The sequence below is a fragment of the Schlesneria sphaerica genome, from assembly GCF_044336245.1.
Lineage (GTDB): Bacteria > Planctomycetota > Planctomycetia > Planctomycetales > Planctomycetaceae > Schlesneria > Schlesneria sphaerica.
In genome coordinates this window covers 5,769,397-5,792,291 of the sequence record NZ_CP172346.1, presented here as the reverse complement: position 1 = coordinate 5,792,291, position 22,895 = coordinate 5,769,397, and the positions used below count along the sequence as shown (strand labels likewise).

Genomic DNA, 22,895 nt, shown 5'->3' with positions numbered 1-22,895 from the left:
AAGCGATCGGAATTTCCCGCCGAGAATCTCGTTGAAAGAGCGCGGGCGTGTCCTGCTCGGGGAAGAACCGGCCCTCTGCACTGCCCTGATACTCCATGCCAGCTCACTTGGGGATGCGTTCGGATGCCGGATAAGAGTCAGGTTCACCGCAGGTCTCTGTTGAGCACGCATCTGCCACGGTGCCAAGTAGAACTTCCGCGGTGCGGGCAAAATTTCGACGAGTAAAATTTCGTGTTGACGACAGTTTTGGGACTGAGGGGGGGGCAAATCGCGTAGAAAAAGCCTCCCTATGAAGAGAGGCTATGCGGTGGAACCAGCTTCCTCTATTGGTCTAGTGCTGTGGAGCTGCGTGCTGTTCGCCTGATTCGCTGTTGATGAATGCCTGTGGATCGGTGTCATGGATCGTCGAACTGTTGGACATCATCCAGATGTTGACACCCGTCATCAGGAAAAGCAGGATGCAGAACAGCAATCCCAGCAGTTTTCCCATCATCTGGCCTGCTGCCTTGTCTGCCGCTTCAAAGTCGTGCAATTCAGAGGGTTCGAACTTCAACGCTGCCGCAATGGCAAGACGGGGATCAGAGCTGCCGGTCAGGTGGGTCGATTCAGGAGCGTGGTGTTCAGCATGTGCGGTCATCGACAAGTCTCTCCCATTCGAAGTCGGCAGCGACGCCAACATTGCAGTAGTTGAGCCACCTACAAGAATCTGGCCCGTGCATTTTGAGCAGAAGCCGAGCACGTGTCGAGTCTGACTGAGGCGGTAACGGGCTCCGGAAGCAACATTCCCGAAAACGAGAGAGCGATTCCTCAGTCCACAGGTTGATAAGGTCCCTTTCTCGTCACCCCGGGTCTGGTCTCGCCGAGGGAAAAAGTCCTGGAAGAAGGGTAGTATGGCTGCTTGAGATCGGACAACGGGGGCTGGATGTCCTCGCTCTGTAACTGGTTCTCTCCTTTTCGCACTCGCTTCTGAAGGAATCTGCTGATGAGACGTACGTGGATCGTTCGCCTGCTGGGACTGTTTCTCGTTGCTGGCACCCCGGTTCTGGCAGCTCCCCCTGTTCCCGACACCGTAGTCTGGGAAGAAGGGATCGAATACTCAAATCCTGACAATCAGCACCTGCAGCTCAATCTCGCCCGGCCCAAATCGGGGGAAGGCCCCTTCCCTGCCGTCATCTGCATTCATGGGGGCGGATTTCGTGCGGGTAAAAGAGATGGCTACGACACACTCTGTGTACGACTTTCCGAACGGGGATATGTGGCAGCGACAATCACGTATCGTCTCGCACCGAAGTACCAGTTCCCCGCCGCCGTCCATGATACCAAGGCGGCTGTTCGCTGGATGCGGGCCAACGCCAAAAAGTACCATGTTGATCCCGAGCGGATTGGGATGACGGGAGGCTCGGCGGGGGGGCACCTCGCTCAGTTCCTGGCGGTGACAGCCCATGTCCCCCAGTTCGAAGGAGACGGCGGGAATCCTGAGCAATCAAGTACTGTCGCGTGCGTGGTCAATGTTTACGGTCCGAGCGATTTCACCCAATCCTACGGCAAGAGTGTCGATGCACATGAGGTGCTGCCATTATGGTTCGGTGGTAACCTCGAAACAAAACGAGCTCTGCACATTCACGGCAGCCCGCTCTACTGGGTAACTCCGAATGCGGCGCCGACCCTGTGTATTCATGGCACCGAAGACAAGTATGTCGCCCACGAACAGGCGGTGTGGCTGGTCGACAGGCTTAATGCCGCTGCAGTCGAAGCGGAACTGCTCACACTCGAAGGTGCCGGTCACGGTTTCAAAGGAGCCGATGCCGAGAAAGCAGACCAGGCACTGTTTGATTACTTTGACAAGAAGTTGAAGAAGTAAGCCGGATGAGGTGGAGGTTCTTGCCGGTGGAAAAGCAAGAATCGCCACCCCTCTGAACTCAGCACGATTCGGGCGGGTTCCAGAAAACGATTCCACAAGCACGGGGGGCGGTCGCGCAGAAGCAGGCTGCTCCCCTACCCTGCCCCAAAGCATAAACACCGATGCAAGGTCTCTCGTCAAGGTGGCCCTGTCGGTCCCCGACAGGAAAGCCGACTCGGCAACACGCCAGGATTTTAAATATCCCCCACGACGAAAGCGTTCACGGAAAAATTACGAAGCGGCAGCCTGCGCAATAGCCGTCGCGGAAGTTTGTAATTGAATTAAATTCCAAGTTTACCGCAGCCACCGGTGTACTGCCCGCGACACGCGCGAACGCGTGGAAATAAATCTTTACGATCCGCGATAGCAGGCCCCGGTTTCATCACCAGCGCCTGAGATGATGATCCGCTTGGATAGGTTTCGAAGCGGCTTCTGATTTGTACTGTGCGAAGAGCGATCGTTGTTGACGAATGGGATCTGATGTAATAACAGGACTCGCGATGCGATCCTTATTGTTTCGATATCAATCCTAACTGGAATCGGATCCATACTGCGCTGAGTCCACAGAGTGTGCAGCCCCACGCCAGATCGACTAACGCCATCTTGAGGCTCCGTTTCTCGATGACGGCGAGGTTGGTGAAATCGTAAACGCCATACATAATCAGCCCGAAAGCTGCTCCCCAGCCGAACGCCTGAAGATAGGGTGTTGTGCCGGACAACAATGGCTGCACGAACAGGACGGTCCCGGCAGGAATCAAGAGATAGACGATGATCGCGGCACTCCATCGCGGCGACATTGCCCCGTCGCTGCGGCGAGCAAGTGATCCGATTTCCGCGTCGTAAAACGAGTGCATCAGCAGACCAAGCCAAACGAGGTCAAGTACCAGGATAATTGGTAGCAGCGTCAAAAAATTCTTCAACGACAAGCTCATTGCAAGATTCCTTTGTGTCCCTGATCGGGTCAGGGAAATTGTTGTGCGGAAGTCATTCGGCCGCGGATTTCTGCGATGTCATCCGGAAAATGCTGGCAACGAGCGACTTGAGGCTTCTCATCGAGTCGCAGTGGGCCGTGTAAGTCAGTCTTTGGCGAATCAATGGCTCTGTCAGCGCCCGTCCGCCAAGAATTAATGCGACATTACATTGGACGCATGCAGACCATATCTCCTGCAGGCCTGGAATGAATTGAGATTCATCTTGAATATGTGAGACGCTGATCCACAAGATCTGAGGCTGCAAGTCGTGCACCGCCCGAACGAATGAGGAAGCAGGCAACGAGGTTCCCAAATTCTCCGTACGATATCTTTCTGCACTGAGTACGAGGTCGACCATGGCTGTCGGGATGGAGTAATAGTCGTGAGAAAGTGTGCCCCCGATTGCCATTCGATTGGGAAGTGGAGATTGCTGAAACCCTCGTATTTCATGCATGATCTTCGTCACGATTTCGCAACTCCGACGTTCCTGATAGACGTCAATGCTATCGCATGACCAGCGGTCGCCAATGATATGAAACGCAGCTGCAATGACGTTGTCGCAAATCTCGCTGACTTCCATTCCTGAGTTGAAGAGCTCCATCAAGAACCGGCGAGCCGCCAGGCTGTCGGTGGAAAGGAGTGCATCAGCAAACAAGCTGGCCCAAGTTTCTGGGGGGGTGTCTCGAGTCGCACTCACTTGCAACGAGACTTCGGCGGGCGACAGACTCAGCCCCTTGCTCCGGGCGAACTGCACAATTTCGCGGATGGGAATCTTACGATGCCCGCCGGCTGTTCGGACGATTTCCAGCAGCCCTTGATCACACCATCGCCTGAGGGACGACTCGCTCACCTGCAGCGCACTTGCGGCTTGTTTCGGAGAAAGAAATTGATCGTCCATGCCAATCCGCTCGTGATGGTTTTGATGGTTTGTATCGCAAAGTCTGGGGCAGAATCAAGTTCGGGGTCGGACTTGCCTGTTATCAAAGCCTCTCGATCGAATTCGAGTTGAAGTTGTTTTACGACCTGCCTACACTCCCGATGGAAGTTTTGACAGTTTTTGGGGTGGCCAATGCGAGTCGCAGTGATCGGAGCAGGAATTTCAGGTCTCGTCGTGGCTGACCGCCTGCATCATCAACACCAGGTGACGCTTTTTGAATCAAACGACTACTTCGGCGGACATACAAACACGGTGGAAGTCGCCATAGGAGATGAAACCCACGCCGTCGACACAGGGTTTATCGTATTCAACGATTGGACTTATCCAAAATTCATCGAGTTATTGGATGATCTCGGTGTCTCTTCTCAGCCCACGACGATGGGGTTCAGCGTACGTGACGACAGAACGGGCGTCGAATACTCTGGTGAGTCGATCGGGGGTTTGTTCGCTCAACCTGCCAATTTCTTCTCCCCTTCATTTCATCGACTCGTTTTCGATATTCTCAAATTCAACCGGCTCGCATTGCAACAAATCGTTTCGCTTGACGACCGATCGACGGTTCGCAGTTTCTTGGACCGAAATCGTTTCTCAGAGCAGTTCGCGGAACAGTACCTTCTGCCGATGGGCTCGGCCATCTGGTCTTGTCCCATGGGGCGATTTAACGATTTTCCAATTCGATTTATCCTCGAATTCTATCGAAATCACGGATTATTAAGCATTTGGCAGAGGCCGGTCTGGCGCGTGATCAGCGGTGGTTCGCAGGTCTATGTCAGAGCGCTGCTGAATCGCTTTCGAGGGATCCGTCGTCCGAATACACCGGTGCTCGGTCTACAGCGGGATGCCGAAGGGGTCGAGCTCGTCATTCGGGACTATCCCCCCCAACGATTCGATCACGTCATCTTCGCCTGTCACAGCGATCAGGCGTTGCAGATTATTGGTCCTCAAGCGACGGTTGCCGAGCGTGAAATCCTGTCCGCTTTTCCTTATCAAAGGAACGAAGTGGTATTGCACACGGATGATTCCGTGCTTCCCCGTCAGCGACGCGCCTGGGCCAGTTGGAACTATCGCATCATACAGGCCGCTGAGGAGCAAGCAACGCTAACTTATAATATGAACATCCTTCAGGGGATCAAATCCCGCCAGACGTTCTGCGTCTCGCTGAATCAGCAGTCAGCGATCGATCCGACGAAGATCTTGCGACAGTTCGTCTATCACCATCCTGTATTCACCGAAGGAAGAGGGGCAGCACAAGCTCGGCACCAGGAACTATTAAATGCAAACCATACTTCATTTTGCGGGGCTTACTGGGGTAACGGATTTCATGAGGATGGCGTTGTGAGCGCACTGCGAGTTGCCGAATCACTCAAAAAGGGCTCGAATGCAGCAGATCTTGTGTCTTCAGGGGGAGCACATGCACGATGAGCTACGCCAGTTGCATCTATGAAGGCCGGGTTGCCCATGTCCGTCATAGACCGGTGGTACACCGCTTCCAGTATCCGCTGTTCATGCTGCTGCTTGACCTGGACGAACTGCCTGAGGTGTTCCGAGGGAGATGGTTGTGGTCAACTGCCCGAAGAAGCATTGCATCATTTGTTCGAAGCGATCATCTCGGTCCCGCGAATCAACCTCTGAAACAGACCATTATCGAGCTTGTTAACTCAAGTCTGGGTTTCAGTCCCCTTGGGCCAGTGCGACTGCTGACCCACCTGCGATACTTCGGCTTCCAGATGAATCCTGTCAGTTTTTATTACTGTTACGACAAAGATTGTGAGAACGTCGAATCCATCATCGCGGAAGTCAACAACACTCCGTGGGGTGAGCGTCACTGCTACGTCCTGGATACTCGCGGCCAGATGTTTCCTGAGCGTGGACTCTGTCCTGTCGCTGGCGACACGCAGAAAGAATTCCACGTTTCGCCATTCATGGGGATGGAAATGTCATACGGTTGGCAGTTTTCGACTCCAGGCGAAAAGCTCCAGATTCGGATCGAAAATCAGTGCGATGGTGTCAAGTTGTTCGATGCGAACCTGGCAATGAATCGGTGTACGATTAACGGTTGGACGCTCAATCGTATGCTGTTGCGTTACCCTCTCATGACCTTACAGGTGTTTATCGCTATTTACTGGCAAGCGCTCAAACTGTGGTTAAAGCGGGTGCCCTACGTGCCGCACCCGTAAGCGATTCTGTTCCGATGAACCTGCCAGATGAACTTCAGCTTCACCTTTTTTCCTTTCCGAAATCTTGAGAATGGGCCAATGAATTCGACGGAAGATGAACTAACGATTGAAGCAACCAACACACCAAATTGGATTGACCGAGCGGCGAAGAAAATCCTCTTCAATCGGCTGCGGGGAATGAACCGTGGTGAGGTCACTGTTGAGGATGGCTCCGCAAAGGAAACGCTTGGGGTCAAGAATCACCTGAGTGCGGTGCTTCATATCCATCGGTGTCGTTTTTATCGAGATGCCGTCTGTGGGGGGGCCTTGTCTGTTGCCGAATCCTACTTGCGCGGCGACTGGGACTGCGATCAGTTGACGAGCCTGTTTCGGATCCTGATCCGCAATGCGGATGCAACCGCTCGCCTGTCCGGAGGACTGGCTCACCTTACTGGAGTCTTTCAGCGGCTTTATCATCGCTGGCATTACAACAGCAAATCGGGCAGTCGCAGGAATATCGCGGCGCACTATGATCTGGGTAACGACTTTTTCAAGCTTTGTCTTGATGAGTCGATGGCCTATTCAAGTGGCATATTTCTTGCGCCGAACGAGTCCATGAAAGACGCGTCGATTGAGAAGATTGATCGACTTTGTCGCAAACTCGATTTACGGCCTCAAGATCATCTTCTGGAAATTGGTAGTGGCTGGGGTGGATTAGCCATTCACGCTGCTCATAACTACGGTTGTCGAGTGACGACGACCACAATTTCACATGAGCAGTTTCGACTTACCCGGAATCGAATCGACCAGCACAACCTCTCCGACAAAGTCACCGTTATTGAACAGGATTACCGAGATGTCACTGGTACGTTTGACAAACTTGTCTCTGTCGAAATGATCGAAGCGGTTGGATATGCGTACTTTGATGCCTATTTCAAAAAATGTGCTTCACTGTTGAAACCCTCGGGGACAATGGCCATTCAGGCGATTGTGCTTCCTGAGAGAGATTACGAAACATATCTGCGAAACACCGATTTCATTCAGCGCTATATCTTTCCGGGCGGATGTCTGCCCAGCCTCGGTGCGATGCTGGAGTCGGTGGGGCGTGTCACGGACTTGCGATTCGTCCACGCCGAAGACTTTGCTCCTCACTATGCGGAAACCCTGAGGCAATGGCGTCGCGTCTTTCATGAGCAATTGCCCGAAATTCGGCGGCAAGGGTTCCCTGAACGCTTCCTGCGGATGTGGCACTATTACTTTTGCTACTGCGAAGCGGTGTTTGAAGAACGTGCGGCAGGTGTGATTCAGGTTCAATTCGACAAGCCAGATTGTCGTCGCGATCCCCTGCTCCTCAGTACCTGGGCCGCGGAAACCAGTCACATGGCAGCGCGGTTCAAGCGTCAATCGAATTCGTTCGCGGTCCCGATCGAGCAGGAACAATCATGAGTATACTCGCTTGGGGTGTCGAGGCGTTGGAACGCGGATGGATTCCCGATCCCTTCACTCGAATGATTATCCGCCAATTGTGCCGGACAACTCTTCATGCAGGTTCTGACTCCCATTCAGTCGCAGCAAGGGACGAGAAGTTTCTTGATTCACTTCGTTCGGGGCCGATCGCACTCTCGACGCACGAAGCCAATCAGCAGCACTATGAATTGCCCGCAAAGTTTTTCGAAATCGTGCTTGGCCCTTATCGCAAGTACAGTTGCTGTTTCTTCGAGAATGAAGACTCGACACTTGAGCAGGCTGAGAAGGCTGCGATCGAAATCACGTGTGACCGCGCTGACTTAAAAGACGGCCAGGAAATTCTCGAGCTCGGCTGCGGATGGGGATCTCTGACGCTCTGGTTGTGCGAACATTACCCGCAGAGCAACGTCGTAGCCGTGTCCAATTCGCAACGACAGCGGGAGTATATCGAAGGCCAGGCAAGACGGCGGGGTCTGAATCGACTGAAGGTGATCACCGCCGACATGAATGAATTCTCGCCAGCAGCCTGCCAGCTTGGCCAGTTTGATCGGATAGTCTCCGTTGAGATGTTTGAGCATCTTCACAATTTTGAGGAAGTTTTGCGCCGAATCTCGAGTTGGCTCGTTCCCGAGGGAAAGCTGCTTGTGCATCACTTCTGTCATAAGGAAAGATGTTACCCTTACGAGACGAGCGGAGAACTCAACTGGATGGGCCGCCATTTCTTCACGGGCGGCATAATGCCCAATGAAAAGCTCCTTGACGGGTTTAGGAATGATCTGAAGGTTGTCAATCGCTGGAACTGGAACGGCAAACACTACCAGAAAACGTCGAATGCCTGGCTACAAAATCTGGATCGCAATCGACGCGCGGTGATTGAAGTTTTCGCCGATGTGTACGGAGTCGATTCAGCAGAACGCTGGTACCATCGATGGCGGATGTTCTTTCTCGCCGTGGCGGAATTGTTTGGGTATTCGGACGGTGAAGAGTGGTATGTGACTCAATCACTCCTTGAACAGGTACAGCACCCTCAGTCGACAGTGCGAGGCCGTGCATGAATCCTCTGTTAACGACGATGTGGATGAGTCTCGTGATCGTGCTGGTGAGCATGACGATCTTGTGGATCATCGGTACGGTTCGACGCGATGTCAGTCTCGTGGACCTCTTCTGGGGAATGGGGTTTGTCATCATCGCCTGGACAGCGTGGGGATTGAATAGTCCAGCGAGTTCTCGAACGTGGCTTCTCGTTCTATTGACGACCATTTGGGGTTTGCGTCTTTCGTCGTTTCTGGCCTGGCGCAACTGGGGCAAGGACGAAGATCACCGATATGCAGCGATGCGCAACTATCATGGACAACGTTTCGGGTGGGTGAGCCTCGTCACCGTTTTTCTCCTGCAAGGAGTGTTGATGTGGTTCATCTCATTGCCCCAACAGGTCGCGATCACAACCCCGATCGCACCACCATTAGGAGTTTGGGACGCGATGGGAATTGCGATCTGGTCCCTCGGGTTCATTTTCGAAACCGTGGGAGACTGGCAACTGGCCAGGTTTAAGTCCATTCCGTCGAACTCGAACCGAGTCATGCGGACTGGGTTGTGGCGTTTCACACGACATCCAAATTACTTCGGAGATTTTTGCGTCTGGTGGGGAATCTACTTGATTGCAGCGGCGGGAGGTGCCTGGTGGACAATCGGCAGCCCCCTTTTGATGTCAGTCTTATTGCTCAAGGTATCCGGTGTGACCTTGCTCGAAAGCACGATCGGTGATCGCCGCCCGGATTACGCAGCTTATCAAGCCCAGACAAACGCATTCTTTCCCTGGTTTCCAGCCTCCGAGAAGGGCCGTCACGAACCTCCTGTTCGTGATCAGGATCATTGATACAGCGAAATCAGGTACAGCGAAATCAGAGCAACGGAACGCAATATCGAGGTTCCGTGCGACCAGTGGTGTTGGACCGGAGTCTGAAAAATGGTCTCTCAAAGGAAGTGAATCAGGACATCTGAAGACGAATCGGTCGATCAGCGCAGAATGTCTCTGGTAAGTTTGACCCAGCTAACTTTGACCCAGCGCTATTGAAGCTGCTGGGTTTGCCTGTCTAACTTGCCCGGGTCGGAATGGAAAATTTCCGTGAACGGATCGGCTTGCACAAGCATCTTCGCAAAAGTGAAATTCGTGGTACAGCGTCGATGTGGAACGATGATCTTGTTAGCGCGGCAGTGCAGAGACTACTCGCTGCTCTTGAGGTACTTGTCGAACCACGCCTGCTCCCATGTCATCTTGGCGAGGCGGTGTTGATAGGAATTCAGGGTGTGGCCCGCTCCGGGATAGGTCACCAGTTCCGCGGGGGAGTTCAGGTAGCGTCGGGCGACTCTGTAGAGAGCCCTGCTGTTGATTGGGGGGACGCGTGTGTCTGCACCGGGAGCGTGCAGGAGGAGCGGTGTTTTGAACGACGTGCTCTGAATCTGGCGTAGCGGGGATGACCGGTCATACTGATCGCCTGATGTCCAGGGAAGTCCTCGCTGGTAATTCACCACGTGGCCCGGGGTTTCCCCTTCGCTCCACTGAATCGTCATGTCGGACATTCCGGCACCTGAACTGGCAGCACGAAATCGGTCGCTATGGGTGATGAGGCAGTTTGTCAGATAGCCACCGTTGCTCCATCCCATGACTCCCAGTCGTTCAGGGTCGGCAATCTGTTCGGCGATCAAGTGATCAATACCCCTCATAATGTCCTCAACTTCGATCTGGTTTTCTCGTCCGATCAGATTCGTGAGAAAGTCGTCGCCGTAGCCGGTCGAGCCCCGGTAGTTGGGACAGAATACAGCGTAGCCGCTCGTTGAGAGCTGTGTACGGCCGTAAATCCAGAACTGGAAGCCGTAGTAGTCACATGCCGTGGGGCCTCCGTGCAGGCAGACAACCATCGGCAGAAGGGTCCCCGGTTTGTGGTCGGGGGGAAGTTCGAGAATTCCTTCGACCTCATCACCCTCCGCCCCTTTCCACTTCACTCGTGAAATGGTGGGGAGCTTCCAGGTGTCGATTTGTGGATTGACTGTGGTCAATCGTTCGGCGGGTTTTCCGTTTTGGCGGTCCCACAGGAAGACATCCCGGCTGTAATCGAGTTCTGTCTGCAACAGTGCCAGATGCGTTCCATCCGGCGAAATTCCATAGGCGTCGATATTCACGTTTTCGGCAGTCAACGTCTTTGTTGTCAGCTTGTCGGTGCCGAGTCCCGTGACGCTCATCAGACGCGCCACGGCGTGATCATCGACGAGGTAGCAGAATTCGTCGCCGGTTCCTCTTTGAATACCACCGCGAATAAATTCGCCAGCGAGACGGGGTGTCTTTCTCACGTTCACGTCATCAGTCTTCACATCTGCCATGATCAGTTCACTCGGATAGCCGTCGTAGTAGACGGCGAACGCCAGTTGTTCTCCTGAGGACGACCAGCAGGGTGATTCAAGCCAGCCATAGGGTGAAGGTCCGTTAGCCCGCCAGACAGAATCGGGGATCTGAATCACGTGACCGGACTTGACGGTCAGTATGTCAACCTGGCTGCTTCCTTCATGCGTGACGTCGAAGCTGTCGGGCGTCGTGATGAGAGCGATTCTGGTTTCATCCGGACTGACACTCATGGAGTGAATGTATCGATTCTGGTCGTAGAGCGTCTCGACTCGCCAATTTGTTAAATTCACTTTGCACAGGCGACTGCATTCGGAGGCACCTTCACCATAGACGAGGTTCTTGAAATCCTTCTTCAGTTTTGCCCATTCGGCGTGCGGCTGGGGGACCGATTCGACGTAGTAGACAGAATCCCCTCCAGAGCCGACCTCAAAGGCACTGATCCCATCCGAGCAGAATGTGACGGGAGTGATCCGAGTGGACTCGATATGAAGTCTCCACACTTGAGCTTTGTCGTTGTAGGGAGGACTTGTCTCATTCGGTCGTTTAAACGTTCCCCGAAAGAACAGCGATTTCCCGTCAGGAGCCCACTTGACCATCATTTGCGGGCCCGGATCGAATGTCAGTCTTTCCGTTCTTTTCGTGGCACTGTCGACCAGCCAGATGTCGACATTGCCGGGGACGTCGGACTCGCCCCACCGTCGTTCGACGTAGGCGACGTGTTGGCCATTCGGTGAGATTTCGCACTCCGTAATGTGACCTTGCGTGAAGTAATCAGCGATCGTGACCGAGTGAGTTCGCTTTGTTTCTTCGCCGGCCGAAGGAGTCGCTGTCGTGAAGATCAAAGCGAACGGTATCACCAGCAGGATAAGGATCAGTCGTTGACTACGTTGCATCTTGAGTTCCTTGTGAGTTGGCATAACGGTGCAATCGTGCTGTCGCTTCCGCCGGAAACACTTCTTGCAAGACTCATCGGAGGAGGGGGAAAGTAACTCCCTGACCAGTTGCCGCTGTAGAGCGTTAACTAACGTAATCGTCGTTCGAGGTGAGGTGCAGATTATAGGGGTGTGTGTACGAGTGTACAAACGCAGGGTGATAATTCATGTAAAGCGAACATTGTCCGAGTCCTGCTTTAATATGGTGGTCGCTTCCTCGTGACTCGTCTGGATAAATCAGGTCAGAGCGAGTCACGATCTCGTCTCTGATTAAACGATCTCGTCTCTGATTAAAGAGGTGAGGCTGCGGCGTGTGACCGCCATCTCTTCATGAGGGCTACCGGCTGGCAATCTGTGCAGCGAAGTTCAGGGCGACCCGAAGCTGCCCGCTTTTTGACGGTGAGGATGCCATAGTCCAGGGAAGGCAATGTGCGGTCATGCAGGGTTCTGCAAGGGTGGGGCTTGAAGAGTGTCGGTTGACGGACACTGCAAAGCGGTCGAACAATTCAGGGTTGCTGTGATTTCTTTTGATCGGGGAATACAGTTCTTCTCTCTTTCTGGAGGGTCCCTTGGAGTCGAGCCGGTGGCAACGCAGAGATCGAGACGGATTGGATGGATACTGGGTGCGGTTCTGGGCGTAATAGTCGTCGTCGGACTCTACCGCTACTTTCAGCCTGAAGAAGAATTCACCGACGAAGATTGGTCTCGGGCTGTCAGTTCCGTTGAGAAACTGGCAGAGCAGCAACGGGCCGATGAACTGTCCCCCCTGCTCCGTGATCTCGCGCGACGAAAGCCGACTCGCGAAAAGTTGATGCTCCGGCTTGCGCTCGTCAGTATCAATCTCGACGACGCTGACATGGCGGCGACATTCCTTGGTCAGTTGCCCGAGACGGAACCGAGTCCCGGGCGACAATTGCTGCAGGGAATTGTTGCGGCCATGAAACATCGCGCGGCCGATGCAGAGCGATACTGGATCGACGCTGTCACTCTGAATCCCAAGCTGGGAGCCGCCTGGGAGCGACTGGCGCAGCTCTATTTGTCCCAGATCCGCAGTAGTGACGTCCGCAAGGCATTTGAGGGGCTGCAGACGTGCCGTCCTCTTTCGGTTGAAGAGCTTTCAGCGTACTCGTCCGCGAATGAGCAATTTTACTCCGCTGGCGAGCGACTCGCTCTGATGGAGCAGTACTCCACCGCCGATCCGCAAGACGCGGAGAGTCACACGGCAGCGGCGCGTTACCTGTTGCTCGACGATCGGTATCCCGAGGTTCTTGCTTTACTGCAATCTCGGCCCCTGCGGCCGGAGGATGTTCGTCTGGCTGTCGAGGCGCAACTGCGACTTGGCAGGCTGGCTGATGCCGAGCAAACGCTGAAGCCCTGGGCACAGAATGAAGATCCTCCTTCACCGATCGCCCGCGCCCGGGGAATGTATGCGGCGGCGACGTCCCACTGGGCGGAAGCCGCCTGGTTTCTTCGTCTGGTTGTCACTCATGATCCCGCTGACACTCCGGCCATCTATCAATTGGGGCAGGCTCTGGATCGTCTGGGACATGCGGAACCGGCCGCAGCCGCATTGAGGCTGGCAGCGAAGGGGGAACAGCTCAGTAACCTGATTCATCGCATTCGCCGAACGACTCATTTGCCAGTGCGGGGATTGTCGCCGCTGATTATTGATGCGTGTCAGTTGATGACGGAACTGGGGCGACGGCGTGAAGCGGCGTCATGGCTGCGGTTGCTGATGACGGAAGGAGTCGAATCGCCTCGAGTTGACGAGTTGCGCGCGGCCCTTTCCGCAGGTCGCTCTGAGAATGTGTTGCCTCCCGAACTCGAGTTAGTGGCCGCGGTCACGCTGTCCAAACCGGGCACCGATCGGTCGATCAACAAGCCGGCCACGTCTGTCATGTTGGAGCCCGGTCCGTCGGCGCTGGCGTCCCTGCCGAAGTTTGAGGATGTGCATCAGTCTGCGGGTATCGACTTCACGTTTGAGGTGGGGGGGATCGGACAAAAATGGATCGTGGAGACACTGGGCGGCGGGGTGGCTGCGTTTGATTACGACAACGATGGTTGGACGGACCTCTATTTCGCTCAGGGTGGTGAGCTTGAAAGTCAATTTCGAGGGAGCGGTGTTATCGCGGGAAAAACGTGGCCCGCCCCTGCGGGAAAGTTGTTTCGTAACCTGGGTAACGGGCAGTTTCGTGATGCGACGGAGTCTGCGGGGATCGATCGTCAGGTGTATGGTCAAGGATGTTCCGCAGGTGACTTTGACAATGACGGCGATGCCGACCTGTTCGTTGCGGGTTTTGGCCGGAATGTTTTCTACAGGAACAACGGGGATGGAAGCTTCACCGAGATTTCTGATGCTGCGCAGGTCGTGGGGACAGAATGGCAAACGAGTGCTGCCTTCTGTGATTTGAATCTGGATGGCAATCTTGACCTTTACGTGACGGCCTATGTTCGCGACCCGTTCAAGGTCTGCAGGAAGCCGGACGGCACGTACACGATTTGCAGCCCGGCAAACTACATCGCGGCGGACGACACCCTGTATTTGAACCGAGGGGATGGCACGTTTGAGGATATCTCGCAGGAGAGCGGAATTCGGGTCCCGTTAGGAAAGGGATTGGGCGTTGTCGTGGCGGATTTCACTGGGGATCGACGTCCTGATATCTACGTGGCCAACGACGGAACTCCCAATTTTCTCTTTATGAACGAAGGGAATGATGCACAGGGGCGATGCCGGTTTACCGAGATCGGAATGCGATCAGGCTGTGCGGTCAATAACCGGGGAATGGCTCAGGCCGGGATGGGAATTGTCTGTGAGGATTTCGACGGCAACGGATGGCTCGACCTGATCGTCACCAACTTTTTCAACGAAGGGGCGACGCTCTACCTCAATCAAGGTGAAGGGTATTTCGAGGACCAGTCTGCAACAGCAGGGCTATTGTCCGCCACCAAACAGTTGCTGGGTTTCGGAATTCAAAGCATTGACTATTCGCTGTCGGGGGCCCTGGGGTTATTTATTGCCAATGGTCACATTGGCGATTTCGGTGAGCGAAATGAGCCCTGGAAGATGCCGCCACAGGCTTTCTCGGGCGATCAACGAGGGCATTTCGTTGACTGCTCCAAGACGGCGGGGGACTTTTTCCAGGCGCCGGCACTCGCACGCGCGGTGGCACGCCTGGATTTCGATCGCGACGGCAGGCCCGATCTTGCCGTGACGTATCTCGACCGCCCTGCTGCTTTGCTGCGTAATCTGTTCGAGAAGGCGGGAAACCACATTCAATTGCAACTTGTCGGTACCCGCTCGAATCGGGACGGTCGAGGCTGTCGAATTGAGATGGAGGTGGGCGGGCAGACCCGAATCTTTGAGGCCAGTTCGGGTGATGGCTTCATGAGCTGCAATGAGAGGTCTTTTCTGCTCGGCCTCGGTTCAGCCCAGCAGATCGACGAACTAAGAATTTTTTGGCCGTCTGGCGCAGTATCTGCTTTGAATGCGGTGGCTGCGAACACGGATTCTGTCGTAATTGAACGCGCAGACTGAGCTCGTGTTCATGTTCTCGATTCGCACTGTTCTGTTGATGCGCCGCATCTTGTTGCGTGTAGCATTTTTGTCAGGTCACTTTGCTACTTAATGTATTAATAACAGTTAATCTGAGGAACCATAAAAAGCCGTGATTTTGAAGGGTTGCACCTTGAAGTTTGTGTTTATAGCAGTGATACTTCCCGAGATCTCCTTTCACAAAAACTGACTTATGAACCGATGTTTCGGTGGTAAATCCGTGAGCAGGCCCAACAGGTGCGTGCATCGCCCGGGCTTTCTGCTGTTCCGTTCCCGGTAATCTTTGTTTCGCAAAAGATTTGCGAACTCTCTTCGTTTCTACCGTTTGAAAAAGGTGGCTCATGAAAAGGAAGACTGTTCTTCAACGTCTGCGATTTGCGCGCGGGTTCACGCTGATTGAACTCCTCGTGGTTATCGCGATCATCGCGGTGCTGATCGCATTGCTCCTGCCTGCTGTCCAGCAGGCTCGTGAAGCAGCCCGTCGCACCCAATGCCGAAACAATCTGAAGCAGATTGGTCTGGCACTTCACAACTACCACGACACAGCTCTGCGGTTTCCGCAAAGCGTGATCTGGGGCTACCGTGTGCCTGGTACGACCACCATGCTCCCCTATCATCACACATGGATGACAGGGATCCTGCCGTACATCGATCAGGCTCCCCTGTACAATCAGGTCAACTTCATGTTGCCCGCCATCTCGGGCGGCGTGAATCAGCCTCACCTGGCGATTCAGCTACCTGCTTTTGTTTGTCCTTCGGATGCGGCCAGTATCTCCCCCGTCGGTGGGACACATGGATTTGCAACCACGGACTACTCTGCCTGTAACGGGTTCGACTGGTGGAGCCGTCCCCCAGCAACGGACACGGTTAATAACTTCTACGGTGGGGTATTCAACCCACTGCAGAGCGTGAAAATCAGTGACATCGTCGATGGGACATCGAACACCATCGCTGTTGCAGAAACAGATCGCGGTGGATTTGAAGCTGGCCCTCCTTCGACCTCGGGGACTGGACGCCGCCGAATTGCGAACAACGGTGTTTTCCGTGCCGCATTCATCGGTGGACAGTTTACAACCGAAATGAACGAAGGTGGAAAAGACTTTAACACCGCAATTGCCTTCCCGTTCCCGGATGGATCAGCAAACAGTGGTGGCTGGTGGAAGCCTGCTCCTTATCTGTACGCGCCTTCCTTCATCGCTCAGTACGGTCCCAACGCGGAATGGCCAGGGACTTCCAGTTACCACACCGGTGGAATTCATGCGCTGATGGCAGACGGCTCCGTTCGCTTCATCAGTCAAAACATTTCGTGGAATGTTTACTACGCGACCAGCACGATTTCGGGCAACGAAATCGTCGGCGAGTTCTGATCTTGGTGAATGGCAATTTGCAGCGAATGTGATGTTTTGAAGTACTGAATTGCTGCGGGTGTCATCGCGATGCCCGCAGCAAGTTCATTAGTTGTTACCTCTTCCTGCGAAGGAGTGAAATATGTTCTCTAGCAGAATCTTTTTAAGCTGGATCGTATGTGTGACCGCGCTGGCGGTGACGGGTTGCGGTTCAGGAAATCCGAAAGTTCATAAAGCATCCGCCGTTGTACGACTGGACGGTGAGCCATTCGGTCCTTGCCAACTCTTACTGGCTCCGCTGTCCAAGGAGAAAGACGCCCGGACTGCCGTGGGGATGGTGGACAAAGAGGGGAATGTCGAGTTCACCACCTATAAGATTGGGGATGGTCTGCCGCTTGGCGAATTCAAGGTGATGGTCCGATCTGCGATCAGTGCGGCGCCCCCTAAGCCAATTCCTGCGGTGTATCAGAGCGAAGGCAGAACTCCCTTGCGGATTACCGTTCGTGACTTGGGGGCCAACGAAATCGCTCTCGACATGGAAGATGACAAAAAGAAGTCCCAGTCTAGCCCCAACGATATCTCTGCCAAGATGAACGCGGTCTTCCAATCGGATGCATTCCGCGCTGGCTCGAGCTCAAACGCTGAGTGAAGCTCTGAGAGTTGCTGACGTCATCGCGCGACATCGTGGATGATTGAGAGTAGCCGTGGCTGAGCCAATTTGCGGGCTGAGAAAAAGAGAGTTCCCGCAGTGCTCGTTTGCCGTCCGTTTCGTCAGGTTCCACCGACGGCAGTACTGGCCAGTCCATCGACGGGCCAGTGCTGCCTGGCGGGAGGTGCAATGGGAGTGGGAAGGCCACTTTCACGGTGCACGAGTTTCTTCCATTGCCTCAGTCGTTCTTGGCTGGAATTTTTCCTTCCTTGATGAGGTCGAGAAACACCTTTCCGTCGGCGTTCTTTTCGATGACCGATTTTTCCCACGCGGCCTTGAAGACCTTCATTGCTTCTTCGGTATTCTTGGCCTTGTCCGCTGCGGTGTAATCGCGGTGTTTGAACCGGTCATGGAAGACTTTGCCGAAGTCGTTCAGACCGTGTCCTTTGGCCTTCTTGTCAGCGCCTGGCTTGTGGCAGACATCGCACTTCGACTTCAGCGAATCGAGCGTTTCCAGGAACGGTTTGTATTCGCCGTCGTCCTTGTAACCCTCCTTGATGTATCCGGGAATCGACGGGAACGCGTCGACAGTCCCGATGCATGTCAGGCACAGCGCCGCTGAAAAGAGAATCCCTGGGAGTTTCATTCAACATTCCTTTACTGGGTTAAAACAATCGCTCATCGTTGCGATGAGATTATCCATATCGGTATTTGATCAACGCCACGAAATTGAACGCGGGAAAAATTTCGTTTCTGCTCAGGACTCACCCGTCTTGGCAATTGCCACGGGTGCGTTACCGTTCTGTCCAAAATGGCAGCATACAGGACGGTTTCAAAAGGCCCGATGAAACCCACTGCGACCATGATCGCTCCCCTGCCCCGTCTCGTTCAACGTTACACGTCCAGGTCGTCGACCAGATTGGCATCGCTCATAATGATGCGATACCGTTCGCTGGCGTCCTTTCCAAGCAGTTGTGAGAACGTCTTGTCGGCGTCGACCAGGCTATCGATGTCGACGGCGAGCAACGTCCGTGTCTTGGGGTCGAGGGTCGTTTCTTTCAACTGGTTGGCAGTCATTTCACCCAGTCCTTTGAACCGGCCGATTTCCGGTTTTCGGTTGGCAGGCAGTCCGGCCAGAATTTCTTCTTTGTGGGCGTCGTCCTGAGCGTACATGATCTGGGTGCCGACCTGAATCTTGTAGAGCGGTGGCTGTGCCAAGTAGAGCTTGCGATTCGTGATCAGGTCGCGCATGTGCCTGAAGAAGAACGTCAGCAGCAGCGTACTGATGTGGTATCCGTCGCTGTCGGCATCCATCATCAGGATGATTTTGTCATATCTCAGTTGTCGTATGTCGAAGTGGGGGCCAACGCCGGTTCCCAGCGTCTCGACCAGGTCCTTGATTTCCTGGCTTTCCAGAATTTTGCTGGTGGCGAGAGATTCCGTGTTCAGGATCTTGCCGCGTAATGGCAGGATTGCCTGTGTGCGGCTGTCCCGTCCCATACCCGCCGTTCCACCTGCAGACTGACCTTCCACGATGAAGAGTTCTGCTTCGGACGGGTTGGTTGCTCGGCAGTCGAGTAGCTTTCCGGGAAGACTGGTTCGTCTCGAGGTCGGGGACTTGCGACGCACTTCCGTGGCGGCTTCGCGACTGGCCTGACGGGCCCTTGCTGCCAGAACAATCCGGCCGACAACGGCGTCGGCGATGGTCGGATTGGTGTTGAGCCACGTTTCCAGGGCGGGACGGACCACCCCTTCAACCGCAGCGCTCATCTCGGGGTTGTTGAGTTTCTCTTTTGTTTGACCCTGGAACATCGGATTCGAAAGAAACACCGACAGAATTCCCAGCACCCCTTCACGGATGTCGGAATTCTCGATGGTCACCCCCTTGATCTTGATGTCATGAACTTCCATGTAGTTTCGGACGGCTTTGGCGACGGCCGAGCGGAAGCCCGACTCGTGCGTCCCACCAGCGTGGGTCCGAATTCCATTGACGTAACTGCGGACCTGTTCGTCGGTCGCCTCGGTCCAGCGAAGGACCGCTTCAATCTTGACCGAACCATCTTCGCGCGAGGCCGAGAAAGCCTGTTCATGAATCGATTTCTTCTGGCCTTCTTTCAGAATCTTTTCCAGATACGACACGATGCCGTCAGGATGCAGGAACTCGTGTTTCTCTTTCTTGGCCTCATCCGTGAACGTCAGTTTCAGTCCCGCGTGGATGTAGGCAATATCCTCCAGATGCTGCCGGATCGTTTCCGAGTTAAAAGTCGTCTTGGTGAAGATCTCTTCGTCCGGACGAAAATAGATCGTAGTCCCGTGGCCCCGGAAGGGTCTGACCTGTTTGACCGGCGTCGTCGGGCGACCTCGCTTGTAACGCTGTGTGTACTCGAAACCGTCGCGGTAAACGGTCGCAGCCATTTCGCTCGACAAGGCGTTCGTCACGGAGGAACCAACCCCGTGTAGACCGCCGCTGCGGGCGTACGCCTGGCTATTGAACTTGCCCCCGGCGTTCAGCGTCGTCAGCACCGTTTCCAGTGTCGACTTTTTTGTTTTGGGATGAACATCGACGGGGATCCCCCGGCCATTATCTTCGACCGTACACGAGGCACCGTCCTTGTGCAGTGTCACCGAGATCTCGGTGCAGTGGCCGGCCAGGTGTTCGTCGACGCAGTTATCGACGATTTCCCACATGAGGTGATGCAGTCCGCGCGTGTCGGTTCCGCCGATGTACATCGATGGGCGCATGCGGACGTGATCCAGTCCCTCCAGGACTTCGATATCTTTTGATGTATAGTCAGCGCTGGACATAAACACTTCCGTGTTGGTTTGACTTGAACAGGTTTCGGGACCTTTGCCCAACTCGCTCGAGAAAGGGCGTCAGGTGTCGTGACGGCACGAGCGGTGTTCGTGCCGGATCAGTTTGAATGGCCTTGTTGCGCACAGACCCGTCGCGCGGGAATGCACGGGTGACGAGTTGGAGACCGGCGTGAGCTGATTCAAGGCATGAGGAGTGTCGCCTCATGTCGAACAGTCTGCTGGCCCGCCTTGTCGCCCGCGTCATGCGTTCTATCCCTTCTCTGCCTCGATCGCCGCCCAATCGACCAGAGCGATTTCAGGACGAATGACATGCGTGAAGGAACTTCGCAAGGCTGCGCGGATCCCCTTGCCTCCCCGCGCGGTGGGTTCGTATTTCATCTGTCCAAAAACCAGGACCTTATCGCCCGAGGTCTGCACTCGCAGGCAGTCGCTGGGACGTGACATCTGTGCTGCGCCGAGCACCTCGTCTTTGTCGTCAGACAGCTTGATCCCGCGAACCCCCTTCCCTGCACCGGACAGGATCGGAACATCGTCCATGGAAAAATGGATGATTCGAGCCTGCTTCGTTGCGACGAACAGCGATGTCGCGTCACGGACGAGTTCGACCCAGACAACCCGGTCACCCTCAACGGGACGGCAGTATTTGCGACCGGATTTCGTCGAAGGGACTCGAAACGGTGCCAGCGGCAGTCGCATGATCTGCCCCTGTGCGGTGAGTGCCAGGAAGTATGGTGCCGGAGGGAGTCCTTCGCCCATATCCTGGTCTGACGGTGTGAAGCGTGCATCGGTGGTCAGAGCCGCTACGATACTCACGCCGTCGCCAATTTTGACGTGCTTGGAGATTGGTTCTCCGTAACCGGACGATACGGGAACGGCCTCGATCGGCAGCGTGTACGCGGTGCCGTCGCTCGCAAAGTAAATGACGTTATCCACGGTACTGCCCGGAATCACGTCCAGCACGGAATCCCCTTCTCTCACCCGTGTCGTTTCCACGCTTTGCAGGCGTCCGACACGTTTGACCCAGCCTTCGCGAGTCAGCACGACATTGGTGTTTTCGCGGACGATGTAGGCCGAAGCATCAAATTCAACGATCTCCTCGCTGCTGCCGATCGACGTTCGCCGTTTATCGGCAAACTCGTTCGACAGATCTTCCAGTTCCGCGCGAACGACGCCCCAGAGTTTTTTTTCCGAGGAAAGCAGCTTGCGAATCTTCTCGGCGGCGGCTCGTTTTTCGTTCAGTTCACCGACGATCGAGTCAATTTCGAGTTGCGAGATTTTGTAAAGCTGCATTTCCAGAATCGACATCGTTTGCTCTTCATCGAGCAGTGGAAACGCTTTCAGCAACTTGTCGCAGGCATCGCGCTTCCCCGAGCTGTTGCGGATGATCTTCAATGCCTTATCGAGGTCATTGAAGATGATGGCAAATCCTTCCAGCAGGTGGATACGCTGCTCGAGCTGCCTCAAATCAAATTCCAGCCGCTTCCGCAGGGTCGCCAGGCGGAACTTGAGGAATTCCTGCAGGATCTGCACCAGACTCAGGCGAGCCGGCACCATCGAACCGGTCTCGTCCGGCACCAGGCAGGTCGCGTTGTAGCCGAAGTTCTGCTCAAGTGACGAATGCTTGTAGAGATACGTCATCACCTGTGCGGGGTCGGAACCGGGCTTCAGATCGAGGACGATCCGCAGGTCGTGCTTGTTGTCGGTTTCGTCATTGGAGTCGAGCAGTTGGGGCAACTTGCGGGACGTGACAATCGCACCGATTTCGGCGGCGAGCGGTCCCGATTCCACGCCATAGGGGATGGAGTAGATGATGACGCGATTGCTGGTCTCACCTTTCTTGGTTTTTTCCATCATCCATTCGCCACGCACCTTGATCGCACCGCGGCCTTCTTCGTAAATGACCCGCAGGTCTTTACGGTCGGTGACGATTCGCCCGCCGAGCGGAAAATCGGGGCCTTTGATCAGCTTCAGCAGATCCTTCGTCTCGGCATCCGGGTTGTCGATCAGGTGAATACACGCCGCGATCAGTTCTCCCAGGTTATGGGGGGGGATGTTGGTCGCCATACCGACCGCGATGCCGGATGCGCCGTTGGCCAGCAGGTTGGGGTATCGTGCGGGCAGGACGACCGGTTCTTCTTCCCGTGCGTCGTAGTTGGGCCGCATTTCGACGGTCTGGAACTTCAGCTCTTGATTCAGGTGTTCGGCGAGCTTCGTGAGTTTGGCTTCGGTGTAACGGGACGCAGCGGCGGGAAGTCCCATGATCGAGCCGAAGTTCCCCTGTCCGTGGACGAGCGGATATCGCAGCATGAAATTCTGCGCCATACGGACCAGAGCATCGTAGATGGCCCCTTCACCGTGAGGGTGGTAATCCCCCATGGTGGCCCCGCAGATCTTGGCACACTTGAGCGTCTTGCTGTCTGCGGTCAGTCGCAGGTCTTCGTACATTGCGTACAGAATTCGCCGCTGCACAGGTTTGAGCCCGTCGCGGACGTCCGGCAGCGCCCGCGACATGATGACCGACATCGCGTAGTTCAGGTACCGCTTCCGCGTTTCCTGGCTGAGCAACACATACTCGATACGATCACCGTTCTCGGATCGCTGCTCTCCATTTCCGTTGTCTGACGTACGTTTCGCCAATTTCAACTCCGTTTAACTGCACTGCTTCGCTCGATTGCGGCAGGTCGATTCTCTGTGGGGTGAGGACAAATTGCCGGGGCTCCGAAGGGGTATCCGGATACGGCAGTGGGAGTGATGCTAAAGCATTGCGGAT

Annotated in this window: 16 protein-coding genes; 9 read left to right on the top strand and 7 right to left on the bottom strand. The window is 54.8% G+C overall.

Annotation, left to right across the window (positions count from 1 at the left end; genetic code table 11):
- Positions 1-331: 331 nt before the first annotated feature.
- Positions 332-637 (bottom strand): hypothetical protein, encoded by a 306-nt coding sequence (locus ACGY09_RS20945; RefSeq protein ID WP_397569301.1) that lies wholly within the window; start codon positions 635-637, stop codon positions 332-334.
- Between the two features lie 345 nt (positions 638-982).
- On the opposite strand from ACGY09_RS20945, the gene ACGY09_RS20940 reads away from it, so the two are divergent.
- Positions 983-1,861, top strand: a complete 879-nt coding sequence (locus ACGY09_RS20940; protein WP_397569300.1) for an alpha/beta hydrolase fold domain-containing protein — start codon at positions 983-985, stop codon at positions 1,859-1,861.
- A gap of 548 nt (positions 1,862-2,409) precedes the next feature.
- Here ACGY09_RS20940 and ACGY09_RS20935 read toward each other — a convergent pair.
- Together ACGY09_RS20935 and ACGY09_RS20930 are read right to left on the bottom strand one after the other, a co-directional pair.
- Positions 2,410-2,832, bottom strand: coding sequence for a DUF2177 family protein (locus ACGY09_RS20935; RefSeq protein WP_397569299.1), 423 nt, complete (start codon positions 2,830-2,832; stop codon positions 2,410-2,412).
- A 52-nt stretch (positions 2,833-2,884) separates the two neighbouring features.
- Positions 2,885-3,769 (bottom strand): B12-binding domain-containing protein, encoded by an 885-nt coding sequence (locus tag ACGY09_RS20930; protein WP_397569298.1) that lies wholly within the window; start codon positions 3,767-3,769, stop codon positions 2,885-2,887.
- Positions 3,770-3,940: 171 nt separating this feature from the next.
- Between ACGY09_RS20930 and ACGY09_RS20925 the strand changes: the two genes are divergently transcribed.
- The 5 genes from ACGY09_RS20925 to ACGY09_RS20905 all read left to right on the top strand — a co-directional run bounded on the left by ACGY09_RS20925 (position 3,941) and on the right by ACGY09_RS20905 (position 9,307).
- Positions 3,941-5,230, top strand: a complete 1,290-nt coding sequence (locus ACGY09_RS20925) for an NAD(P)/FAD-dependent oxidoreductase (protein ID WP_397569297.1) — start codon at positions 3,941-3,943, stop codon at positions 5,228-5,230.
- On the top strand, positions 5,227-5,985 hold the full coding sequence (locus ACGY09_RS20920; protein WP_397569296.1) for a DUF1365 domain-containing protein: 759 nt from the start codon (positions 5,227-5,229) through the stop codon (positions 5,983-5,985). The genes ACGY09_RS20925 and ACGY09_RS20920 overlap by 4 nt, the downstream gene beginning before the upstream one ends.
- A 78-nt stretch (positions 5,986-6,063) precedes the next feature.
- Entirely contained in the window at positions 6,064-7,410 is a 1,347-nt protein-coding gene (locus ACGY09_RS20915; RefSeq protein WP_397569295.1) for a class I SAM-dependent methyltransferase, read from the top strand.
- Positions 7,407-8,486 carry an SAM-dependent methyltransferase gene (locus tag ACGY09_RS20910; RefSeq protein ID WP_397569294.1) on the top strand — a complete coding sequence of 360 codons (1,080 nt, stop codon included), beginning with the start codon at positions 7,407-7,409 and terminating at the stop codon, positions 8,484-8,486. The genes ACGY09_RS20915 and ACGY09_RS20910 overlap by 4 nt, the downstream gene beginning before the upstream one ends.
- A complete protein-coding gene (locus ACGY09_RS20905; protein ID WP_397569293.1) occupies positions 8,483-9,307 on the top strand; it encodes a DUF1295 domain-containing protein in 825 nt (274 codons plus the stop codon). Before ACGY09_RS20910 ends, ACGY09_RS20905 begins: the two co-directional genes overlap by 4 nt.
- Positions 9,308-9,654: 347 nt before the next feature.
- Here ACGY09_RS20905 and ACGY09_RS20900 read toward each other — a convergent pair whose 3' ends face one another.
- Positions 9,655-11,724, bottom strand: a complete 2,070-nt coding sequence (locus tag ACGY09_RS20900; protein WP_397569292.1) for a S9 family peptidase — start codon at positions 11,722-11,724, stop codon at positions 9,655-9,657.
- 622 nt (positions 11,725-12,346) lie between these two features.
- Between ACGY09_RS20900 and ACGY09_RS20895 the strand changes: the two genes are divergently transcribed.
- The 3 genes from ACGY09_RS20895 (at position 12,347) to ACGY09_RS20885 (ending at position 17,311) form a co-directional block, all read left to right on the top strand.
- Positions 12,347-15,298 carry an FG-GAP-like repeat-containing protein gene (locus tag ACGY09_RS20895; protein ID WP_397569291.1) on the top strand — a complete coding sequence of 984 codons (2,952 nt, stop codon included), beginning with the start codon at positions 12,347-12,349 and terminating at the stop codon, positions 15,296-15,298.
- Positions 15,299-15,657: 359 nt separating this feature from the next.
- A complete protein-coding gene (locus tag ACGY09_RS20890) occupies positions 15,658-16,683 on the top strand; it encodes a DUF1559 domain-containing protein (protein ID WP_397569290.1) in 1,026 nt (341 codons plus the stop codon).
- Positions 16,684-16,804: 121 nt separating this feature from the next.
- Positions 16,805-17,311, top strand: coding sequence for a hypothetical protein (locus ACGY09_RS20885; protein ID WP_397569289.1), 507 nt, complete (start codon positions 16,805-16,807; stop codon positions 17,309-17,311).
- A 238-nt stretch (positions 17,312-17,549) separates the two neighbouring features.
- On the opposite strand, the gene ACGY09_RS20880 is transcribed toward ACGY09_RS20885, so the two are convergent.
- The 3 genes from ACGY09_RS20880 to ACGY09_RS20870 all read right to left on the bottom strand — a co-directional run bounded on the left by ACGY09_RS20880 (position 17,550) and on the right by ACGY09_RS20870 (position 22,762).
- Positions 17,550-17,957 carry a hypothetical protein gene (locus ACGY09_RS20880; RefSeq protein WP_373653065.1) on the bottom strand — a complete coding sequence of 136 codons (408 nt, stop codon included), beginning with the start codon at positions 17,955-17,957 and terminating at the stop codon, positions 17,550-17,552.
- A gap of 248 nt (positions 17,958-18,205) precedes the next feature.
- Entirely contained in the window at positions 18,206-20,116 is a 1,911-nt protein-coding gene (locus ACGY09_RS20875; protein ID WP_397569288.1) for a type IIA DNA topoisomerase subunit B, read from the bottom strand.
- A 258-nt stretch (positions 20,117-20,374) separates the two neighbouring features.
- Positions 20,375-22,762 (bottom strand): DNA topoisomerase (ATP-hydrolyzing) subunit A, encoded by a 2,388-nt coding sequence (locus tag ACGY09_RS20870; RefSeq protein WP_397569287.1) that lies wholly within the window; start codon positions 22,760-22,762, stop codon positions 20,375-20,377.
- Between the last annotated feature and the right edge of the window lie 133 nt (positions 22,763-22,895).

What these genes read in the sequence shown, in the direction of transcription:
- ACGY09_RS20945 (WP_397569301.1), bottom strand. Translation starts at nt 637, where the DNA reads ATGACCGCACATGCTGAACACCACGCTCCTGAATCGACCCACCTGACC.
- ACGY09_RS20940 (WP_397569300.1), top strand. Translation starts at nt 983, where the DNA reads ATGAGACGTACGTGGATCGTTCGCCTGCTGGGACTGTTTCTCGTTGCT.
- ACGY09_RS20935 (WP_397569299.1), bottom strand. Translation starts at nt 2,832, where the DNA reads ATGAGCTTGTCGTTGAAGAATTTTTTGACGCTGCTACCAATTATCCTG.
- ACGY09_RS20930 (WP_397569298.1), bottom strand. Translation starts at nt 3,769, where the DNA reads ATGGACGATCAATTTCTTTCTCCGAAACAAGCCGCAAGTGCGCTGCAG.
- ACGY09_RS20925 (WP_397569297.1), top strand. Translation starts at nt 3,941, where the DNA reads ATGCGAGTCGCAGTGATCGGAGCAGGAATTTCAGGTCTCGTCGTGGCT.
- ACGY09_RS20920 (WP_397569296.1), top strand. Translation starts at nt 5,227, where the DNA reads ATGAGCTACGCCAGTTGCATCTATGAAGGCCGGGTTGCCCATGTCCGT.
- ACGY09_RS20915 (WP_397569295.1), top strand. Translation starts at nt 6,064, where the DNA reads ATGAATTCGACGGAAGATGAACTAACGATTGAAGCAACCAACACACCA.
- ACGY09_RS20910 (WP_397569294.1), top strand. Translation starts at nt 7,407, where the DNA reads ATGAGTATACTCGCTTGGGGTGTCGAGGCGTTGGAACGCGGATGGATT.
- ACGY09_RS20905 (WP_397569293.1), top strand. Translation starts at nt 8,483, where the DNA reads ATGAATCCTCTGTTAACGACGATGTGGATGAGTCTCGTGATCGTGCTG.
- ACGY09_RS20900 (WP_397569292.1), bottom strand. Translation starts at nt 11,724, where the DNA reads ATGCAACGTAGTCAACGACTGATCCTTATCCTGCTGGTGATACCGTTC.
- ACGY09_RS20890 (WP_397569290.1), top strand. Translation starts at nt 15,658, where the DNA reads ATGAAAAGGAAGACTGTTCTTCAACGTCTGCGATTTGCGCGCGGGTTC.
- ACGY09_RS20885 (WP_397569289.1), top strand. Translation starts at nt 16,805, where the DNA reads ATGTTCTCTAGCAGAATCTTTTTAAGCTGGATCGTATGTGTGACCGCG.
- ACGY09_RS20880 (WP_373653065.1), bottom strand. Translation starts at nt 17,957, where the DNA reads ATGAAACTCCCAGGGATTCTCTTTTCAGCGGCGCTGTGCCTGACATGC.
- ACGY09_RS20875 (WP_397569288.1), bottom strand. Translation starts at nt 20,116, where the DNA reads ATGTCCAGCGCTGACTATACATCAAAAGATATCGAAGTCCTGGAGGGA.